Here is a 14,731-nt window from a genome sequence, read left to right on the forward strand (position 1 = left end):
CGGAAGGAGAATGGACATGGCCGAGCGCGGCAACACCAAGCACGGACCCATCCAGGACGAGGAGCTCAAGCACGAGGCGCAGCCGTTCGTGCAGGGCCACGGGCCCAGCCACGTCGAGGAGTGGCGCCAGACGGAGCCGATGCCCGACGACACCGACGACGCCGAGGTGGTCACTGCCTCCGGGGTCGACGGCGACGAGGCTCCGGCGTCCGACGACGTGACCGCATCCGAGTACCCGGGCGAACCGGGTGCGACTGGCCCGGACACGCTCGCCTACTCGGCGGAGACCCCGGCGGAGGACGGAGGCGCCGGGGAGGGCGGAGACCCGACGGCGGGAGGCGAGCGATGAGCGCCCGCGACATCCTGGCCGGTTTCCTCGCGGAGCCCGGCCCGTGGACCACCGTCCTCGCCGACATCTCGCGCGACATGAACGACCCGAAGCGCACGGTGGACCTCCGCCACCGCTCCCTCCTCCAGTCGCTGGAGCAGCAGGGAGCCCCGCGGGCCGACATCGACGCCGTCGAGGGCGCGCTGATGACCGACTACCGGACGCCCAGCCCCTGCGCGCGTTTCATCGCGGTGCGCAGCGGGCAGGTGGAGGTCGACGAGGTGGTGCTGGGCGCCATCCCGCGCGACGGCTGGGCCTGGCACGGGCCGGTCATCGATCCGCTGCCGCTGCTCGCGCGGGATGCCTTCGGCTTCCACGCCCTGCTGGTGGAGGCGTCCCGCGACGGCGCGACGATCTGGCACCGACGCCCCGACCTGGAGCACGACCCGGAGGCCGCGGCCCTCGGCGAGGAGGCGCAGCAGACGGACGAGCCGGAACGTGTCGACGGGACGTCGCACGGCATCGTGCACAAGGTCCCGTCGGGAGGCTGGGCCCAGCTGCGCTACCAGCACTACGTCGAGGACACCTGGCGGAACAACGAGCGAGCGGTCGCGGAGCGGATCGGAGAGCTCGCCGACCGCTACCGCCCGCGGCTGATCATGGTGGCCGGCGACCTGCGCGCCGTCGAGCTCCTCACCCAGGAGCTGCCCCAGTCCGCCACGGATGTGCTCTTCACCGAGCAGTTGGAGGCCTCCGCCGGCGACGAGCAGGAGGAGCTGTTCCGCCGCTTCGAGGAGGCTGTGGCCCGGGTGGCTGCAGAAGACGAGACGGCGGCGCTCGAGCGCATCTTCACCCGCTCGGAGGGTGAGGGCCGCAGCGAGGCGCTCGGCATCGGCGAGGTGGTGGACGCCCTGGAGCAGAGCCAGGCGGACACCGTGGTGGTGACCGTGCCCCGGGAGGCCGAACGCACGCATGAGGCCGACCGCCGCGCGATCGCGCTCGACGCGCAACCGTGGATCGCCTCCGCCCCCGAACAGGACTACGGCGCGGGCGAGCTCGGCATCATCCCCGCTTCGGTCGCGATCGCGCGAGCGGCCGTGCTCACCGACGCCCGCGTGATCGTGGTCTCCCCGGGAGAGCTGCCGAACGACGCCCCGGCCGCCGCTCTGCTGCGCTGGCCGGTAGGGCCGCCGCAGTCGGAGTGAAGCGGTTCCGTCGCACGATCCTCCTGGGAATTCCAGGCCCTATGACGCATCCATCGCCCGGCCTACCGTCGCGGGCGACAGAGAAGAAGAGACGAGAGGAGCCGATATGGCTGCAGTGACCCAGAGCATCGACGTGAACGTCCCCGTGACCACGGCGTACAACCAGTGGACCCAGTTCGAGTCCTTCCCGCACTTCCTGGACGAGGTGGAGGAGATCACCCAGGTCGACGACACCACCAACCACTGGCGCGTGAAGATCGGCGGCGTGGAGCGCCAGTTCGACACCGTCATCTCCGAGCAGCTCCCGGACGAGCGCGTGGCGTGGAAGTCCGTGGCCGGCGACACCGAGCACGCCGGGGTCGTCACGTTCCACCGTCTTTCGGACGCCGAGACCAAGGTCACCGTCCAGCTCGAGTGGGCGCCGTCCGACGCCGTCGAGAAGGTCGGCTCGGCTCTCGGCCTCGACGACCACGCGGTGAAGAAGGACCTCGAGAACTTCAAGAAGTTCATCGAGTCGCAGGGTGGCGAGACCGGCGCCTGGCGCGGCGAGGTGGACCGCGGCGACACGGTCTGACCGCTCGAGACGCAGGAACGAACGGCGGCGCCGGTGGATCTCCATCGGCGCCGCCGTCGTGTGCGCGGGTCCTACAGGACCGGTCGACCGCCCGTGATGGCGATCCGCGCTCCCGAGATGTACGAGCCGTCGTCCGAGGCGAGCAGCACGTACAGCGGCGCCAGCTCGGCCGGCTGACCGGCGCGCCCGAGCGGGGTGTCGCTCCCGAACTGGCTGACCTTCTCCTCCGGCATGGTCGACGGGATGAGCGGCGTCCAGATCGGACCGGGCGCGACGCTGTTCGCGCGGATGCCCTTCTCGCCGAGCAGCTGCGCGAGCGACGCCGTCACGTTGGCGATCGCGGCCTTCGTGGCCGCATAGGGGAGGAGCGTGGGCGACGGCATGTCCGAGTTCACCGACGAGGTGCCGATGATGCTGGCGCCCGGCTTCATGTGCGGGACAGCGGCCTTGGACAGGTGGAAGAGAGCCGAGAGGTTGGTGGCGATGGTGTGGTCCCACTCCTCGTCCGGGATCTCTTCGAGGGACTCCCGGGTCATCTGGTACGCCGCGTTGTTGACCAGCACGTCGATGCCGCCGAGTTCCTCGACGGTGCGCGTGACGAGGTCGCGGCAGTGCTGCGGGTCGGAGACGTCGCCGGGCAGGAGGATCGCTTTCCTCCCCGCTTCGCGGACCCACTTCGCCGTGTCCTCGGCGTCCTGGTCCTCGTTCAGGTAGGCGATGGCGACGTCGGCGCCCTCCCGGGCGTACGCGATGGCGACGGCCTTGCCGATGCCGCTGTCCGCACCGGTGATCAGCGCCACCTTGCCGGTCAGTTTGCCGCTTCCGCGGTAGCTCTCCTCGCCGTGGTCGGGCCGCGGCTCCATCGACTCGGTGTCGCCGGGCGGCTGCTGCTGTTGCTCAGGGAAAGACATCCGTGACCTCCATTCGTTGTGCCTCCACGCAACACCCGCGGCCGCACGCGGTCAGGGGCTTGGGCGGTCCCCGATCTGCGCGTACCGTCCCTCCAATGAACGCGACACCGGACGCCCCCGACGAACACCAGAGCGACGCCGATCAGACGGCCAAGGACCGTTCCTACAGCCCGTCGAGCGAGCGGGAGACCGAGGTCAAGCAGGACGAGTCGACCGGCCGTTCGGTGCCGCCCGGCACCGGCGGCCCCGACGACGTGGGCGACGTCCCGGTGCCGCCCGAGGACGACCTCGACCCCGCCACCATCGTCGAGCGCGGCGACCCGGGCCCCGGCCCGGTCTAGCGGCCCGCGGCTATTGCCGCCCGGTGAACTCCTCCATGGAGTCGTAGACGCCGAAGACCCGGCCCGCCACGACATCCCATACCCGGGTCGGCAGGATGCCGCGCAGCGTCTTGGCCAGCCCGACCGTCCACGGCAGCATCAGCATCGGCCGGCCCGCGAGCATCGCACGCCAGACACGGTCGACCACGTACTCCGGCGACATCACCGGCGTGAGGAGCGGACCGCGAGCGCCCTCGAACATCCCGGTGTCGATGTAGCTCGGCGCGACCGTGGTCACCTTGACGTGCCCGTAGCCCTCCTGAGCGAGCTCGAGGCGGAGGCTGTCGCTCCAGCCGATGACGGCCCACTTGCTCGCCGCGTAGACGCTCATGCGGGGGTTGGAGATCGTGCCGGCGGCGGACGCGATGTTGACGATGCGCGCCTCCCGGGCGCTCTGCTGCATGCCGGGCAGGAACTCCCGCGTCACGTACATCGGCGCGAGAGCATTGACCTGCATGGTCGGCCGGGTGTCGTCGCCGTTGTCGTGCTCCCAGAAGTACTTGCCGCGGACGATCCCGGCGTTGTTGATCAGCACGTCGACACCGCCGATCTCCTTGCGCACCGCCTGCGCGGTCTGGGCGATGGCGCCGAGCTCGGTCAGGTCGACGACGAACGGCAGCACACTGGTCGCCGGACGGCCGGCCGCGGAGCTCGGTGACCCAGCGGGTGCGCCCCAGGCGGCCGACGTGCGCCCGGCGAGCACCTCGCGCCGAAGCCGGTGGGTCAGTTCCAGCAGCGCCGGCTCGTCCCGATCCCACAGCACGACGGCGCGCGCGCCCTCCAGGACGGCGCGCTCCGCATAGAGCCGGCCCATCCCCGAGGCCGCACCCGTGATCAGCACCCGTGCACCGCGGACCGTTCTCGCCATGCCCCCATCATCGCAGGCGGCGGCCAAGCGGCTGCCGCTCAGGGTCTCTGCCGCTCAGGGTCTCTGCCGCTCAGGGTCTCTGCCGCTCAGGGTCTGCGCAGTTCGATCAGATGGCGGCTGGAGTGCGCCACGAAGACGCCGTCGCGTCGGATGACCGCATCCAGGTCGCGCAGCCGGTCGCGGTAGGCGTCCACCGTGAACCCGGGCACCCACCAGATCACCTTGCGCAGCAGGTACACCACGGCGGCGATGTCGAAGATCTCGATGCGGGTGCGCGCCGTCCTGAGGTCGACCAGCTCGAAGCCTGCCCGCTGGGCAGCAGCCACCTCATCGTCGTGGTGCCGCCCGCGCCGCGCTTCGGGCAGCGGCCCGAGGAAGAACTCGATCAGTTCGAAGGCGCTCGCCGGCCCGACGTGCTGGGCGAAGTACGTCCCGCCGGGAGCGAGTACCCGGAAGAGCTCGTCCCACCAGATGGTCGCCGGATGCCGGCTCGTCACCAGGTCGAACGCCGCGTCGGCGAACGGCAACGGCGGCTCGTCAGGATCGGCCACGACCACGACCCCGCGGGGATGGAGCAGCTGCGTGGCCTTCTCGACGTTCGGAGGCCAGGATTCGGTCGCCGCCGCGGTGCGCGGGAAGGTCTCGGCCTGGGCGAGCACCTCGCCGCCCCCGGTCTGCACATCGAGCGACGCCTGCGCCACGGCGAGCCGCTCGGCGAGTTTTCGCGAGTACCGCCAGGGAGGCCGCTCCTCGGTCGCCCGTCCCTCCAGCCACGAGAAGTCCCAGCCCGAGACGTCCGCCCCGTCGCCCAGCGCCACCAACTCGTCGAATCCCTGCATCCCGCCACGCTACGCGGCCCGCCCCTTCGCCGAAGTGCACGTCGTTGCGCTCGCACGGCGTGTCGCCCGCAACAAGGTGCACCTCGGCCAAGAGGGATTCGTGCGTGCTGCGGGAAATCGGCGCACTTTTCCGCCGGAATGGGCAACAAAACGCTTGCGATCCCCGGATAGGCTCGTCACATCCATTCACCGCCGCGTGCGAGCGGCCGACCGATGACGGGAGGTTCGTCATGTCTCAATTCGTCCAGCACTTCACCACAGACGCAATTGTCGGGGAGCCCGAGGTCGTCGAGGACGGCCGCCCGGTCCGCGAGGTCGCCACGGATCCCGCCTGGCTGCGCCTCAAGGAGGCGGCCATCGCCCTCCAGGCGCTGCAGGTCAAGGACGGCTCGGTCGAGCAGGAGTCCGACCACCCGGCCGCCGCAGAGCACGTCCGCACCATCGTCGACTCGATCGCCGCACTCGCACCGGCGTTCCCGCACGACGCGTCCTACCTCGCTGCACTGCAGCGCGACTTCGCCCGCTGGGCCGACGAGGGGTTCGGCGTGCCCGACTTCCTCGACGCGCTCAACGAGTTCCAGCCGCAGCAGCACCGTGTCGACGGCCTCGGCCACCTGGTCGTGTTCCCGATGTACACGCAGAACGGCAGCCCCAACCGCCTGGTCGAGGCCCTGCTGGTCGAGGTGATCTGGCCGGACTTCATCGCGGAGCTGGAGGCCGGCGACTACGGGAACAAGCTGTTCGTCGCCCTGCGCTTCGTCGACTTCACGCCCGGCTACGACACCAACTCGGCGGTGCTGTTCCCCGAGACGGTGGCCATGCGCGAGATCCCCTCGTTCACCTGGGGGGCGATCTTCCAGGATCGCGAGGCGGCCCGCTATCGCCGCGTCGTCCGCGCCGCGTCGGAGATCACGAAGCTGGAGCTGCCGCCGGACGCCGCCGCGATGCTGGACGACCAGCACCTCACGGAGGAGACCTTCGTGATGTGGGACATCATCCACGACCGCAGCCACATGCGCGGCGATCTGCCGTTCGACCCGTTCATGATCAAGCAGCGGATGCCGTTCTTCCTCTACTCGCTGGAGGAGTTGCGGTGCGACCTGACCGCATTCCGCGAGTCGGTCAAGCTGGAGCGCGAGCTGAGTGCGCTGCCCGAGTCTGAGCTGTCGGAGGCGCAGCGGTCGATCCGCGACCACGCCCACCTTGTGCAGTACGCGGTGATCTTCGACCGGATCTTCCGGTTCGCGATCACCGGCAGCCGCGTCCGCAACTACGACGGGCTCGGCGGCCAGCTGCTGTTCGCCTGGATGCACCAGCACAACGTGCTGCACTGGACGGACACCCGGCTCACCATCGACTGGGAGGAGATGCCCGACGTGGTCGTCGCCCTCAGCGACCGGATCAACGACCTCTACTGGCGTTCGATCGACCGGCCGAAGGTGGCGCACTGGCTGGCGGCGTACGAGATGCTGACCGAGACGCTCACCCCGAACCCGGCCTCCAACTGGGCACGCGGGCTCTCGGACGAGGTGCTCGCAGGGCCGCCGAAGGGCTACACCGATCAGGTGCTGGACGACGAGTTCCCGCTCTCGATGTTCTACGAGGCCCTGAACAAGAAGATGGCGAGCGTCATCGAGTCCACCGCCGGCATCACCGGCACGACCGACGCGGCATGACGGACGACCCCATGGCGAACGCCCCCGCGGCGAACGTCGCGGCGGCCCCGGCGGCCCGGACCTCCTCGGAGGCCGGGCCGTCCGGCGTCGCCGGCCGCCTCGTCCTGATCGCCGGCGCCACCAGCGCTTCCGGAGAGGCCGTCGCACGCGCGCTGACGGCCTCCGGCGCCCGTGTGCTCGCCATAGGGACGCGGCAGGAGGCGCTCGACGCTCTCGCCGCCGCCGTCCCGGGCATCGACACCCGCGTCTGCGACCTGGCGGACCGGGATGCGGTGGCCGAGCTGGCCATGCGCATCCACCTGAAGTTCGGCCACCTCGACGGGCTGATCCACCTCGTCGGCGGCTGGCGCGGCGGCGGCGGCTTCTCTGGTCAGAGCGACGAGGACTGGGAGTTCCTGGAGCGCTCCTTCCGTACGCTGCGGAACACCACGCGCGTCTTCTTCGAGGACCTCGTCGCCTCCCCCGCCGGACGGCTGGCCATCGTGTCGTCGACGGCCGTCGAGAAACCGTATCCGGGCGGCGCGAACTACGCGGCCGCCAAGGCGGCGGCCGACGCGTGGGTGCGTGCCATCGCGCAGGGCTTCACCAAGCAGGCACCGCAGTCGGCGGCCTCCATCTTCGTGGTCAAGACGCTGGAGGGTCTGGAGGCGCAACTCGGCGACGAGGTCGTGGCGCTCTGGGAAGCGGACGCCGCTGCGGTCAACGGCCGACGCCTCCCCCTCGAGCCTGAGAGGATGGACGGGTGACGCTTCAACTCCACGACCTCACCCTGCGCGGTTTCGCCTCGGACAACTACGCGGGCGTTCATCCCGAGATCCTCGACGCCATCGCGGCGGCCAACAACGGCCACCAGATCGCCTACGGCGAAGACGTCTACACCGCGCGCCTGCACGAGGTCTTCGCCGAGCACTTCGGCGAGGGCGTCGAGGTCTACCCGGTGTTCAACGGGACCGGCGCCAATGTCGTCGGTCTGCAGTCGATGCTTCCCCGCTGGGGCGCGGTGGTCTGCGCCAAGACCGCGCACATCAACACCGACGAGGCCGGCGCACCCGAGAAGGTCGCCGGCATCAAGCTGCTGCAGGTCGAGACGCCGGACGGCAAGCTGACCCCCGAGCTCATCGACCGGGAGGCCTGGGGCTGGGGCGACGAGCACCGCGCGCAGCCGCTCGTGGTCTCGATCACGCAGACCACCGAGCTCGGGACGGCCTACAGCGTGGAGGAGATCCGTGCGATCGCCGACCACGTCCACGCCCGCGGAATGAAGCTGCACATGGACGGCTCGCGCATCTCCAACGCGGCGGCGACGCTCGGCGTCCCGCTGCGCGCCTTCACGACGGACGCGGGCGTCGACGTGCTCAGCTTCGGCGGCACCAAGAACGGCATGCTCTACGGCGAGGCCGTCGTCGTCCTGAACCCGCAAGCGTCCGAGGGCCTGATCTACCTGCGCAAGCTCAACATGCAGCTCGCCTCGAAGATGCGGTTCATCTCGGCCCAGCTGATCGCCCTGCTGACGGACGACCTGTACCTGCGCTCCGCATCGCACGCCAACGCGATGGCGACGCGCCTTCGCACCGCGCTCGAGGCGGGCATCGCCGACGGCAGCATCCAGGGCGTCGGCTTCAGCCAGAAGACGCAGGCGAACGGCGTGTTCGCCACCCTCCCGACCGGCGTCGCCGACCGGCTGCGCGAGCACTTCCGGTTCTACGACTGGGATGCGGCCAACAACGAGGTGCGCTGGATGTGCGCGTTCGACACGACTGAGGACGACATCGACGCCTTCGTCGCGGCCCTCACCGAGGAACTGAAGGCAGTCTGAGGCCCCCTCGCACTGGGGGAGGATCGGGGTACAAAATTGTCCTCCATTTGACCTACACGACGACGTGTTTTCGTGTATTCTCAAAGAGCGCCGGAGGAACCCGAATATCCATCCGGAGTAACCCCGAACGTATGCCGGGCCGTAGGAAGAAACCCTAGTCTCCCTACAGCCCGGCATCGTGGCGTTAACGGACCATCCCCAGCTACGCGTCGCCCATCATCAGGCCCTCGATCGTGTGCTTCTGCGTGATCGGCGTCAGTTCCTCCACGACCGGGCAGACCAGGTGCGCACGGACCCGCTCCGGCAGCGACTCGTAGAAGCCCGTCGTCACGGCCATGTCGTGGTGCTCGGCATTCCCGGCCCCCGGAGCGTCCACGCCGAGGACGAGCACCGGGCGCGACACGTCTGAAGTGTTCTTCGTGCCGTGATGCACCGTCAGCGCCGAGCGGGCGGAGATGTCGCCGCGGTTCGGGTACTTGCGGATGGCCCGCTCGATGAACCGCGGGTAGAGATCCTGGACCGGGAACATCTCGTGCTCGAAACCCTCCGGGAGATCCCACTGGGTGCCCGGCGCGATCTCGAACGGACCCATCTCGTCGGTCGTGTCGACCGCGGTGAGGTTGAACGCCAGCGAGGTCAACCGGCCGGTGCGCTTCGTCTCCTCGGCCATCGGGAAGTCCCGGTGCCAGGGCTGGTCCTTCGCGCCGGGACCGGGGACGTCGAAGCCCAGCTCGACGATCTGGTAGTCCGGGCCGAGGACGGCTTCGCAGAGACCACGCACCCAGGGGTGGTCGACCAGTTCCAGCCAGCCGCGCATCTGCTCGGGGTGGATCTCCACGTAGTAGCGCTTGGTGCCGCGTCCGACCGCGCCGCCGGGGCGGGAGAGCGCCTCCTCGAAGGCGACCTCGATGTCCTCGCGGAGGCGGTCGGCCCATTCGACGCTGAAGGCGCCCTTCTTGCCGATGGTGCCGTCCGTGTAGAGCGCAGTCACGGCCTCCTGGATCTCGGGCTCGAGTCCGGACGTGTCGAGCTGTGCGGGTGTCACGCGGGGAACGTCGTCGTTCATTGTCTTCCTCTCAGTCGAACTCCACGGCGCCCAGGTGCAGTTGCCGTGCCGTCTCCTCCTGGTTCCAGGAGTGGAACGCGATGATGTCACTGCCGTCGGGCGCGACCGTGAGCGAGTTGTGCCCGGGGCCGCGCAGGTCGCCACCACTCCGGAGCAGGGGCGGCTGATCGACGTGCGACCAGGGGCCGAGGGGATGCGGTGCGACGGCGACGCCCACTGCGTAGCCGGGTCCGGTCCACGCCCCGCCCGAGTAGGTGAGCCAATAGCGCTCGTCGCGGCGCACCACTGCTGGGCCCTCGAGGGTGTGCCAGTCGAAGCGCCGTCCGTGGATGAGGCGGTCGCGCTCGTAGAGCTGCCAGTCGGCGTTGGGGCTCAGAACCGGCACCGCCGAGGCGGTGAGGGAGGTCATCCCCGCGTCGAGCGGCGCGACGGCGAGATGGGTCCCGGGGCGTTCGTGATCGAGCACGTCACGGGCGAAGAAGAGGTACCAGCGGCCGTCCGCATCGCGGAACGGGTGGGCGTCGATCGCGAACAACTCGTCCGGCGTCAGGTCGACGTCGAGGTCACGGAACGGACCCGTCGGAGAGTCCGAGCGTGCGACCCGGATGTGGTGGCCCTCGATGCCGCGGCCTACCGAGTAGTACATCCAGAAGGACCCGTCGGCCTCGGCGACCTCGGGCGCCCAGTAGTCGTCGCCGAAGCGGTCGGCCAGGCGCTCCAGCACCGGGCCCGCGCTCTCCCACCGCGCCAGGTCCGGAGAGACGAGCGCTTCGAAGACACGATCGCCGTCACTCCCCGGGTGCGTCCCGTACGCGGCATAGCCGCCGCCGCTCAGACGCAGCAGGAACGGGTCGGCGAAGTACCCGTCCCACACCGGCCCCCAGTGCCGGCTCACCCGGATGGAGCTGGTCACGGTGCGAGCTCCGGGAGGCCGTCGCGCCAGGCGACCGGCACGGCGTGCATGCCGCGGTAGGCGAACGCCTCGTCCCAGGAGTGGAACAGCATCCAGTCCTTGCCCTCGAAGGTGATGAGGTCCTCTCCGCCCGGCCCCAGGTACTTCCCCTTCGTGCCCGGCGTCGAGAGCAGGGGCTTCTTCGCCTTCGTGTACGGCCCGAGCAGGCTCTTCGCCGTCGCGGCGCCCGTCACGTACGAGGAGTTGCCGTAGTCGTTGGCCGAGTAGAGCAGCACGTACTCGTCGCCGTGCCGCACGATCACCGGCGCCTCGACGAGCTTGCCCTCCCACGACTCCGTCTGCTTGATCAGCCGGGTGGGCTGCCCGGCGAGCGAGGCCCCGTCTGCCGCCAGCGGCTGCGCCTGGATCCAGGTGTCGTAGCCGCAGCAGTTGCCGTCGTTCTTCCAGACCAGGTAGCGCTGACCGTCCGCATCGGCCGTGACGCTCGCGTCGATCGCGCCGCCCTGGTCCACCGGGCAGACGAGGGGCTTCTCGGCGGTCGAGGTGAACGGGCCCTCCGGCTTGTCCGCGAAGGCGACGCCGATGCACTGGTATTTGCTCGCAGCATCGGACGCGGTGAAGTAGAGCGCGAAGCGGCCGGCCGCCAGCTCGGCGGGACCGGGCGCCCAGGTCTTGCCGGGGGCGGCCCACGACGGCAGCTGGGGCAGGGCGTCCTGGTCGCTCACCTTCCAGGTCTTCATGTCCGTCGTCGAGGCGACCTGAACGTTCACGGCGGGAGTGTTGGTGGCGTACGCGTAGACGCGGTCGCCCACCACGAGCGCCCCGGGATCCGGGAAGTCGCTGTCGATCTGGAACGGAGCGACGGAGCTCGACTGCTCGGCGCTCGGAGTCGGCCCCGCCGAGCACCCGGCGAGGGCGGCGGCGAGGGTGAGCCCCAGTGCCGCGACCGCCGCCTGGAGTGCCCGGCGAGCCGTCATCCCTTGACCCCGCTGGTGGCGACGCTCTCGACGATCTGCTTCTGCGCGAAGAAGAACAGGATGAGCACCGGCACCGAGGCGATCACCGCCCCCGCCATGACGATGGCGTAGTGGGTGGAGTACGCGCCCTGCAGCTGCGACAGACCGGGCTGCAACGTCAGGTTGTCTGGACTGATCAGCACGTAGAGCGGCCACAGGAAGTCGTTCCAGTTCGCCAGGAAGCTCAGCACCGCGAGAGTGGCGAGTGCCGGGCGGGCCAGCGGCAGGACGATCTGCAGGAAGATGCGGAAGTCGCCCGCCCCGTCGATGCGCGCCGCCTCCTCGATCTCGCCAGGCAGCCCGACGAAGAACTGCCGAAGGAAGAACACGCCGAAGGCGCTGGCCGCGCCCGGGATGGTGATCGCCCAGATCGTGTCGAGCCAGCCGAGGTTCTGCACGATCAGGTAGTTCGGGATGAGGAAGATGACCGGCGGCACCAGCAGCGTCCCGATGATCAGTCCGAAGACGATCTTCTTGCCCCAGAACTCGAGGCGCGCGAGCGCATAGGCAGCCATCGACGCGGTGACCAGGATGATCACGGTCTGCAGCGCCGCAGCCGCGAGGCTGTTGAGGAACCAGCGGAAGACCGGCTGCTGACCACTCGAGAGGGTGGTGTAGGCGTCCAACGAGAATGGGTTCGGGAGGGCCGAGAAGGGGTTGCGCACCGCGTCCGCGTCCGTCTTGAACGAGGTCATCAGGATCCACAGCAGCGGGAGGATGACGATGAGCGACAGCGCCACCAGCACCGCGTACAGCACGCTCTTGCGCAGGGTGGCCTGCGGCGTCTGCCGGCGACGGGCGGGGACGGTGGTCTCGCTCGCGGTCTTCTCGGGGAGGGTCGTGGTTGTCATGAGGCGCCCTTCTCCACCCGCTCGCGCTGGAGCCGGAAATTGATGACACTGATGATCGCGAGGAAGGCGAACAGCACGTAGCTCATCGCAGCCGCCGGTGCCAGGTTGTTCTGCGAGAGGCCCTGATCGGCGATGTATTGGATGGCGGAGCGCGTCGTGTTGCCCGGGCCGCCCTTGGTGATGAGCAGCGACTGCCCGAACATGTTGGCGCTCGCGAGGATGGTGATGGTCACGACGAAGGTCATGACCGGCCGGAGGCCCGGCAGCGTCACGCTGAAGAACTGGCGCATCGCCCCGGCGCCGTCGAGCGCGGCCGCCTCGTAGAGGTCGGCGCTGATGCCCTTGAGTCCGGCCAGGATGATGACGGTGTTGAAGCCCATGGTCCACCACACGGTCACGCCGACCAGCGTGAACCAGGCCCACGGCACATCCACCGTCCACGGCAGGTTGTCGGGCAGCCCGATCATGCCGAGCAGGTGGTTCACGATGCCGGACTGGGTGTCGAGCAGGTACTTCCAGATCACGCCGATCACGGCGACGCCGAGGACGTAGGGGGCGAAGAAGACGCCGCGGAAGAACGAGCCGGCACGGATCTTCTGGTTGAGGAGCACGGCGACCAGCAGCGGGATGATCAGCAGGAGCGGAACGGTGCCGATCGTGAAGATCCCGGTGGCCAGCATCGACTGCCAGAAGTCGCCGGAGGTGGCGCTGCCCGGCGTGAACAGGTCGAAGTAGTTCTGGAGGCCCACGAAGTCCTGGGTGGTCTTGAACGGGCTCCAGTTGGTGAGGCTGATCCACAGGCCGAAGACGGCCGGCGCCAGGACGAAGACGACGAAGAGCACCAGGAACGGCGCCAGGAACAGGTAGGCGACCCCGGTGCGCCGGGGCGCTCCGGGCCGCCGGCGCGCCGAGCGGCCGGAACGAAGCGGGCGTGGCGCCCCGGTCTCCCGGGGCGCCACGATCGAAGCGGTGTCAGCCACCGTACTTCGCCTTGTTCTGCTTCAGCAGCGCGTTCGCCTTCTCGACGGCGTCGTCCAGCGCCTGCTTCGGCTCCTTCTTGCCGGTGATGGCCTCGTTCACGGCGGTGGTGATGGTCGCCTCCACCGTGGTGATGCCGGGGGCGATCGGCTCGTAGTGCGCGTACGGGAGCTCGTCGAGGAACGGCTTCAGCTTCGGGTACGTCTGGACGAGCTTCGGGTCGTTGCGCACCGAGTTCTTGGCGGGCAGCTCACCGGTCTGCGGCCAGTCCGCCGAGTTGTCGTTCATCCACTTGACGAACGTCGCAGCAGCAGCGGTCTTGTTCTTGTCCTGGCCCTTGTTGTTCATGAACATCCAGTGGGTGGAGGAGGACCACACGGCCTTCTTGTCGCCGATTTGCGGCACGCCGACGGCCTGCCAGTTCAGCGGACCGAACGCGGTGTTCGTGGTCTGCCAGACGCCGTTCCAGTTGAACGCGTTCTTCCCCGCGATCAGGGCGTTGATGTTGCCGTCCTGCGAGACATCGGCCGGGCTGTAGCCCTTCTTGATGAGGTCGGTCATCCAGGTCAGCGCCTTGACGCCCGCGTCGGAGTTGAAGGTGGCCTTCGTCGCGCCCTTGTCGAACAGGTCGCCGCCGTACTGCCACAGCAGGCTCTCGAACTCGAACGTTCCGGTGAAGACGTAACCGTCGACCCATTCGCCCTGCACACCCGCGGCCTTGAGCTTGTCGAGGGCCGCGAGGTACGACTCCTTGTTCTTCGGAATCGAGTTCGGGTCGACACCGGCCGCCTTCAGGACATCGTTGTTGACGTAGAGGCCGAGCGGGGTGACGCTCCACGGCACCGCGTACTGGCCGCCGTTGTACTTGCCGGCGTCGAGCAGCCCCTCCGGGAAGTCGCTCGCCTTGTAGCCGAGCGACTTCACGATGCTGTCCGCCTTGAGCGCGAGGCCCTGGGCTGCGTAGGTCGCGATGTCGTCGCCGTGGCCGACCGCGACATCCGGTCCCTTGCCGGCTTTGACCGCCAGCGGCATCTTCCGTGCGATGTCCGCCCACTCCATCGGGACGTCCTTCACGACGATGTTCTTGTGCTCCGAGTTGAACTTGTCCACGAGCTTGGGCACGAGCACGGGGGCTGCGCCGCCCGTCCAGCCGTTCCAGAAGCTGATGGTGACCTTGGGTCCGGTGTAGTCGCCGGAGGAGACTTCGGCCCCTCCCGACCCCGAGCTGCTTCCGCAGGCGGTCAGCGCGAGCCCGAGGCCCGCTGTGACCGCCACCGCGATCGCGCGTGCGGCGAATCGCTTCTTCATGT

At 69.2% G+C, this 14,731-nt stretch carries 16 protein-coding genes; 7 read left to right on the plus strand and 9 right to left on the minus strand.

The features are described from left to right. The first annotated feature begins 16 nt into the window (after positions 1-16). The 3 genes from SB754_RS14455 to SB754_RS14465 all read left to right on the plus strand — a co-directional run bounded on the left by SB754_RS14455 (position 17) and on the right by SB754_RS14465 (position 2,107). Positions 17-349 carry a hypothetical protein gene (locus SB754_RS14455; protein WP_410783002.1) on the plus strand — a complete coding sequence of 111 codons (333 nt, stop codon included), beginning with the start codon at positions 17-19 and terminating at the stop codon, positions 347-349. Beyond that, complete coding sequence (locus tag SB754_RS14460) at positions 346-1,533, plus strand: Vms1/Ankzf1 family peptidyl-tRNA hydrolase (protein WP_410783003.1); 1,188 nt, start codon at positions 346-348, stop codon at positions 1,531-1,533. The genes SB754_RS14455 and SB754_RS14460 overlap by 4 nt, the downstream gene beginning before the upstream one ends. A gap of 106 nt (positions 1,534-1,639) precedes the next feature. Beyond that, positions 1,640-2,107: an SRPBCC family protein gene (locus SB754_RS14465; RefSeq protein ID WP_410783005.1), complete on the plus strand. Its 468-nt coding sequence runs from the start codon at positions 1,640-1,642 to the stop codon at positions 2,105-2,107. Positions 2,108-2,178: 71 nt separating this feature from the next. Here the strand turns inward: SB754_RS14465 and SB754_RS14470 are convergent, their stop codons facing one another. Beyond that, positions 2,179-3,018 carry an SDR family oxidoreductase gene (locus tag SB754_RS14470; protein WP_410783006.1) on the minus strand — a complete coding sequence of 280 codons (840 nt, stop codon included), beginning with the start codon at positions 3,016-3,018 and terminating at the stop codon, positions 2,179-2,181. A gap of 95 nt (positions 3,019-3,113) precedes the next feature. Between SB754_RS14470 and SB754_RS14475 the strand changes: the two genes are divergently transcribed. Continuing rightward, a complete protein-coding gene (locus SB754_RS14475) occupies positions 3,114-3,359 on the plus strand; it encodes a hypothetical protein (protein WP_410783007.1) in 246 nt (81 codons plus the stop codon). Positions 3,360-3,369: 10 nt separating this feature from the next. On the opposite strand, the gene SB754_RS14480 is transcribed toward SB754_RS14475, so the two are convergent. Both SB754_RS14480 and SB754_RS14485 read right to left on the minus strand, forming a co-directional pair. After that, positions 3,370-4,266 carry an SDR family NAD(P)-dependent oxidoreductase gene (locus SB754_RS14480; protein ID WP_410783008.1) on the minus strand — a complete coding sequence of 299 codons (897 nt, stop codon included), beginning with the start codon at positions 4,264-4,266 and terminating at the stop codon, positions 3,370-3,372. An 86-nt stretch (positions 4,267-4,352) separates the two neighbouring features. Next, complete coding sequence (locus SB754_RS14485) at positions 4,353-5,105, minus strand: class I SAM-dependent methyltransferase (RefSeq protein ID WP_410783009.1); 753 nt, start codon at positions 5,103-5,105, stop codon at positions 4,353-4,355. 230 nt (positions 5,106-5,335) lie between these two features. Between SB754_RS14485 and SB754_RS14490 the strand changes: the two genes are divergently transcribed. The 3 genes from SB754_RS14490 to SB754_RS14500 are packed head-to-tail and all read left to right on the plus strand — an operon-like array spanning position 5,336 to position 8,597. After that, positions 5,336-6,781 (plus strand): DUF6421 family protein, encoded by a 1,446-nt coding sequence (locus tag SB754_RS14490; RefSeq protein WP_410783010.1) that lies wholly within the window; start codon positions 5,336-5,338, stop codon positions 6,779-6,781. 11 nt (positions 6,782-6,792) lie between these two features. Next, positions 6,793-7,527, plus strand: a complete 735-nt coding sequence (locus tag SB754_RS14495) for an SDR family oxidoreductase (protein WP_410783329.1) — start codon at positions 6,793-6,795, stop codon at positions 7,525-7,527. Then, positions 7,524-8,597: a threonine aldolase family protein gene (locus tag SB754_RS14500; RefSeq protein WP_410783011.1), complete on the plus strand. Its 1,074-nt coding sequence runs from the start codon at positions 7,524-7,526 to the stop codon at positions 8,595-8,597. The genes SB754_RS14495 and SB754_RS14500 overlap by 4 nt, the downstream gene beginning before the upstream one ends. A 202-nt stretch (positions 8,598-8,799) precedes the next feature. Here the strand turns inward: SB754_RS14500 and SB754_RS14505 are convergent, their stop codons facing one another. Genes SB754_RS14505 through SB754_RS14530 form a run of 6 tightly spaced genes read right to left on the minus strand, consistent with a single transcriptional unit; the run spans position 8,800 to position 14,729 of the window. Then, positions 8,800-9,663, minus strand: coding sequence for a phytanoyl-CoA dioxygenase family protein (locus SB754_RS14505; protein WP_410783012.1), 864 nt, complete (start codon positions 9,661-9,663; stop codon positions 8,800-8,802). Positions 9,664-9,673: 10 nt separating this feature from the next. Beyond that, positions 9,674-10,576: a glycoside hydrolase family 43 protein gene (locus SB754_RS14510; RefSeq protein WP_410783013.1), complete on the minus strand. Its 903-nt coding sequence runs from the start codon at positions 10,574-10,576 to the stop codon at positions 9,674-9,676. Beyond that, complete coding sequence (locus SB754_RS14515) at positions 10,573-11,553, minus strand: glycoside hydrolase family 43 protein (RefSeq protein ID WP_410783014.1); 981 nt, start codon at positions 11,551-11,553, stop codon at positions 10,573-10,575. The genes SB754_RS14510 and SB754_RS14515 overlap by 4 nt, the downstream gene beginning before the upstream one ends. Next, on the minus strand, positions 11,550-12,443 hold the full coding sequence (locus SB754_RS14520) for a carbohydrate ABC transporter permease (protein ID WP_410783015.1): 894 nt from the start codon (positions 12,441-12,443) through the stop codon (positions 11,550-11,552). The genes SB754_RS14515 and SB754_RS14520 overlap by 4 nt, the downstream gene beginning before the upstream one ends. Next, positions 12,440-13,423, minus strand: a complete 984-nt coding sequence (locus SB754_RS14525; RefSeq protein ID WP_410783016.1) for a carbohydrate ABC transporter permease — start codon at positions 13,421-13,423, stop codon at positions 12,440-12,442. The genes SB754_RS14520 and SB754_RS14525 overlap by 4 nt, the downstream gene beginning before the upstream one ends. After that, on the minus strand, positions 13,416-14,729 hold the full coding sequence (locus tag SB754_RS14530; protein WP_410783017.1) for an ABC transporter substrate-binding protein: 1,314 nt from the start codon (positions 14,727-14,729) through the stop codon (positions 13,416-13,418). The genes SB754_RS14525 and SB754_RS14530 overlap by 8 nt, the downstream gene beginning before the upstream one ends. Positions 14,730-14,731: the final 2 nt, after the last annotated feature.

Source organism: Leifsonia sp. SIMBA_070 (assembly GCF_046534635.1).
GTDB lineage: Bacteria > Actinomycetota > Actinomycetes > Actinomycetales > Microbacteriaceae > Leifsonia.

Excerpts from the sequence above, each read along its gene's own strand:
- SB754_RS14480 (WP_410783008.1), bottom strand. The coding sequence starts at position 4,266 with ATGGCGAGAACGGTCCGCGGTGCACGGGTGCTGATCACGGGTGCGGCC.
- SB754_RS14475 (WP_410783007.1), top strand. The coding sequence starts at position 3,114 with ATGAACGCGACACCGGACGCCCCCGACGAACACCAGAGCGACGCCGAT.
- SB754_RS14495 (WP_410783329.1), top strand. The coding sequence starts at position 6,793 with ATGGCGAACGCCCCCGCGGCGAACGTCGCGGCGGCCCCGGCGGCCCGG.
- SB754_RS14485 (WP_410783009.1), bottom strand. The coding sequence starts at position 5,105 with ATGCAGGGATTCGACGAGTTGGTGGCGCTGGGCGACGGGGCGGACGTC.
- SB754_RS14505 (WP_410783012.1), bottom strand. The coding sequence starts at position 9,663 with ATGAACGACGACGTTCCCCGCGTGACACCCGCACAGCTCGACACGTCC.
- SB754_RS14465 (WP_410783005.1), top strand. The coding sequence starts at position 1,640 with ATGGCTGCAGTGACCCAGAGCATCGACGTGAACGTCCCCGTGACCACG.
- SB754_RS14490 (WP_410783010.1), top strand. The coding sequence starts at position 5,336 with ATGTCTCAATTCGTCCAGCACTTCACCACAGACGCAATTGTCGGGGAG.
- SB754_RS14455 (WP_410783002.1), top strand. The coding sequence starts at position 17 with ATGGCCGAGCGCGGCAACACCAAGCACGGACCCATCCAGGACGAGGAG.
- SB754_RS14515 (WP_410783014.1), bottom strand. The coding sequence starts at position 11,553 with ATGACGGCTCGCCGGGCACTCCAGGCGGCGGTCGCGGCACTGGGGCTC.
- SB754_RS14460 (WP_410783003.1), top strand. The coding sequence starts at position 346 with ATGAGCGCCCGCGACATCCTGGCCGGTTTCCTCGCGGAGCCCGGCCCG.
- SB754_RS14520 (WP_410783015.1), bottom strand. The coding sequence starts at position 12,443 with ATGACAACCACGACCCTCCCCGAGAAGACCGCGAGCGAGACCACCGTC.
- SB754_RS14530 (WP_410783017.1), bottom strand. The coding sequence starts at position 14,729 with ATGAAGAAGCGATTCGCCGCACGCGCGATCGCGGTGGCGGTCACAGCG.
- SB754_RS14470 (WP_410783006.1), bottom strand. The coding sequence starts at position 3,018 with ATGTCTTTCCCTGAGCAACAGCAGCAGCCGCCCGGCGACACCGAGTCG.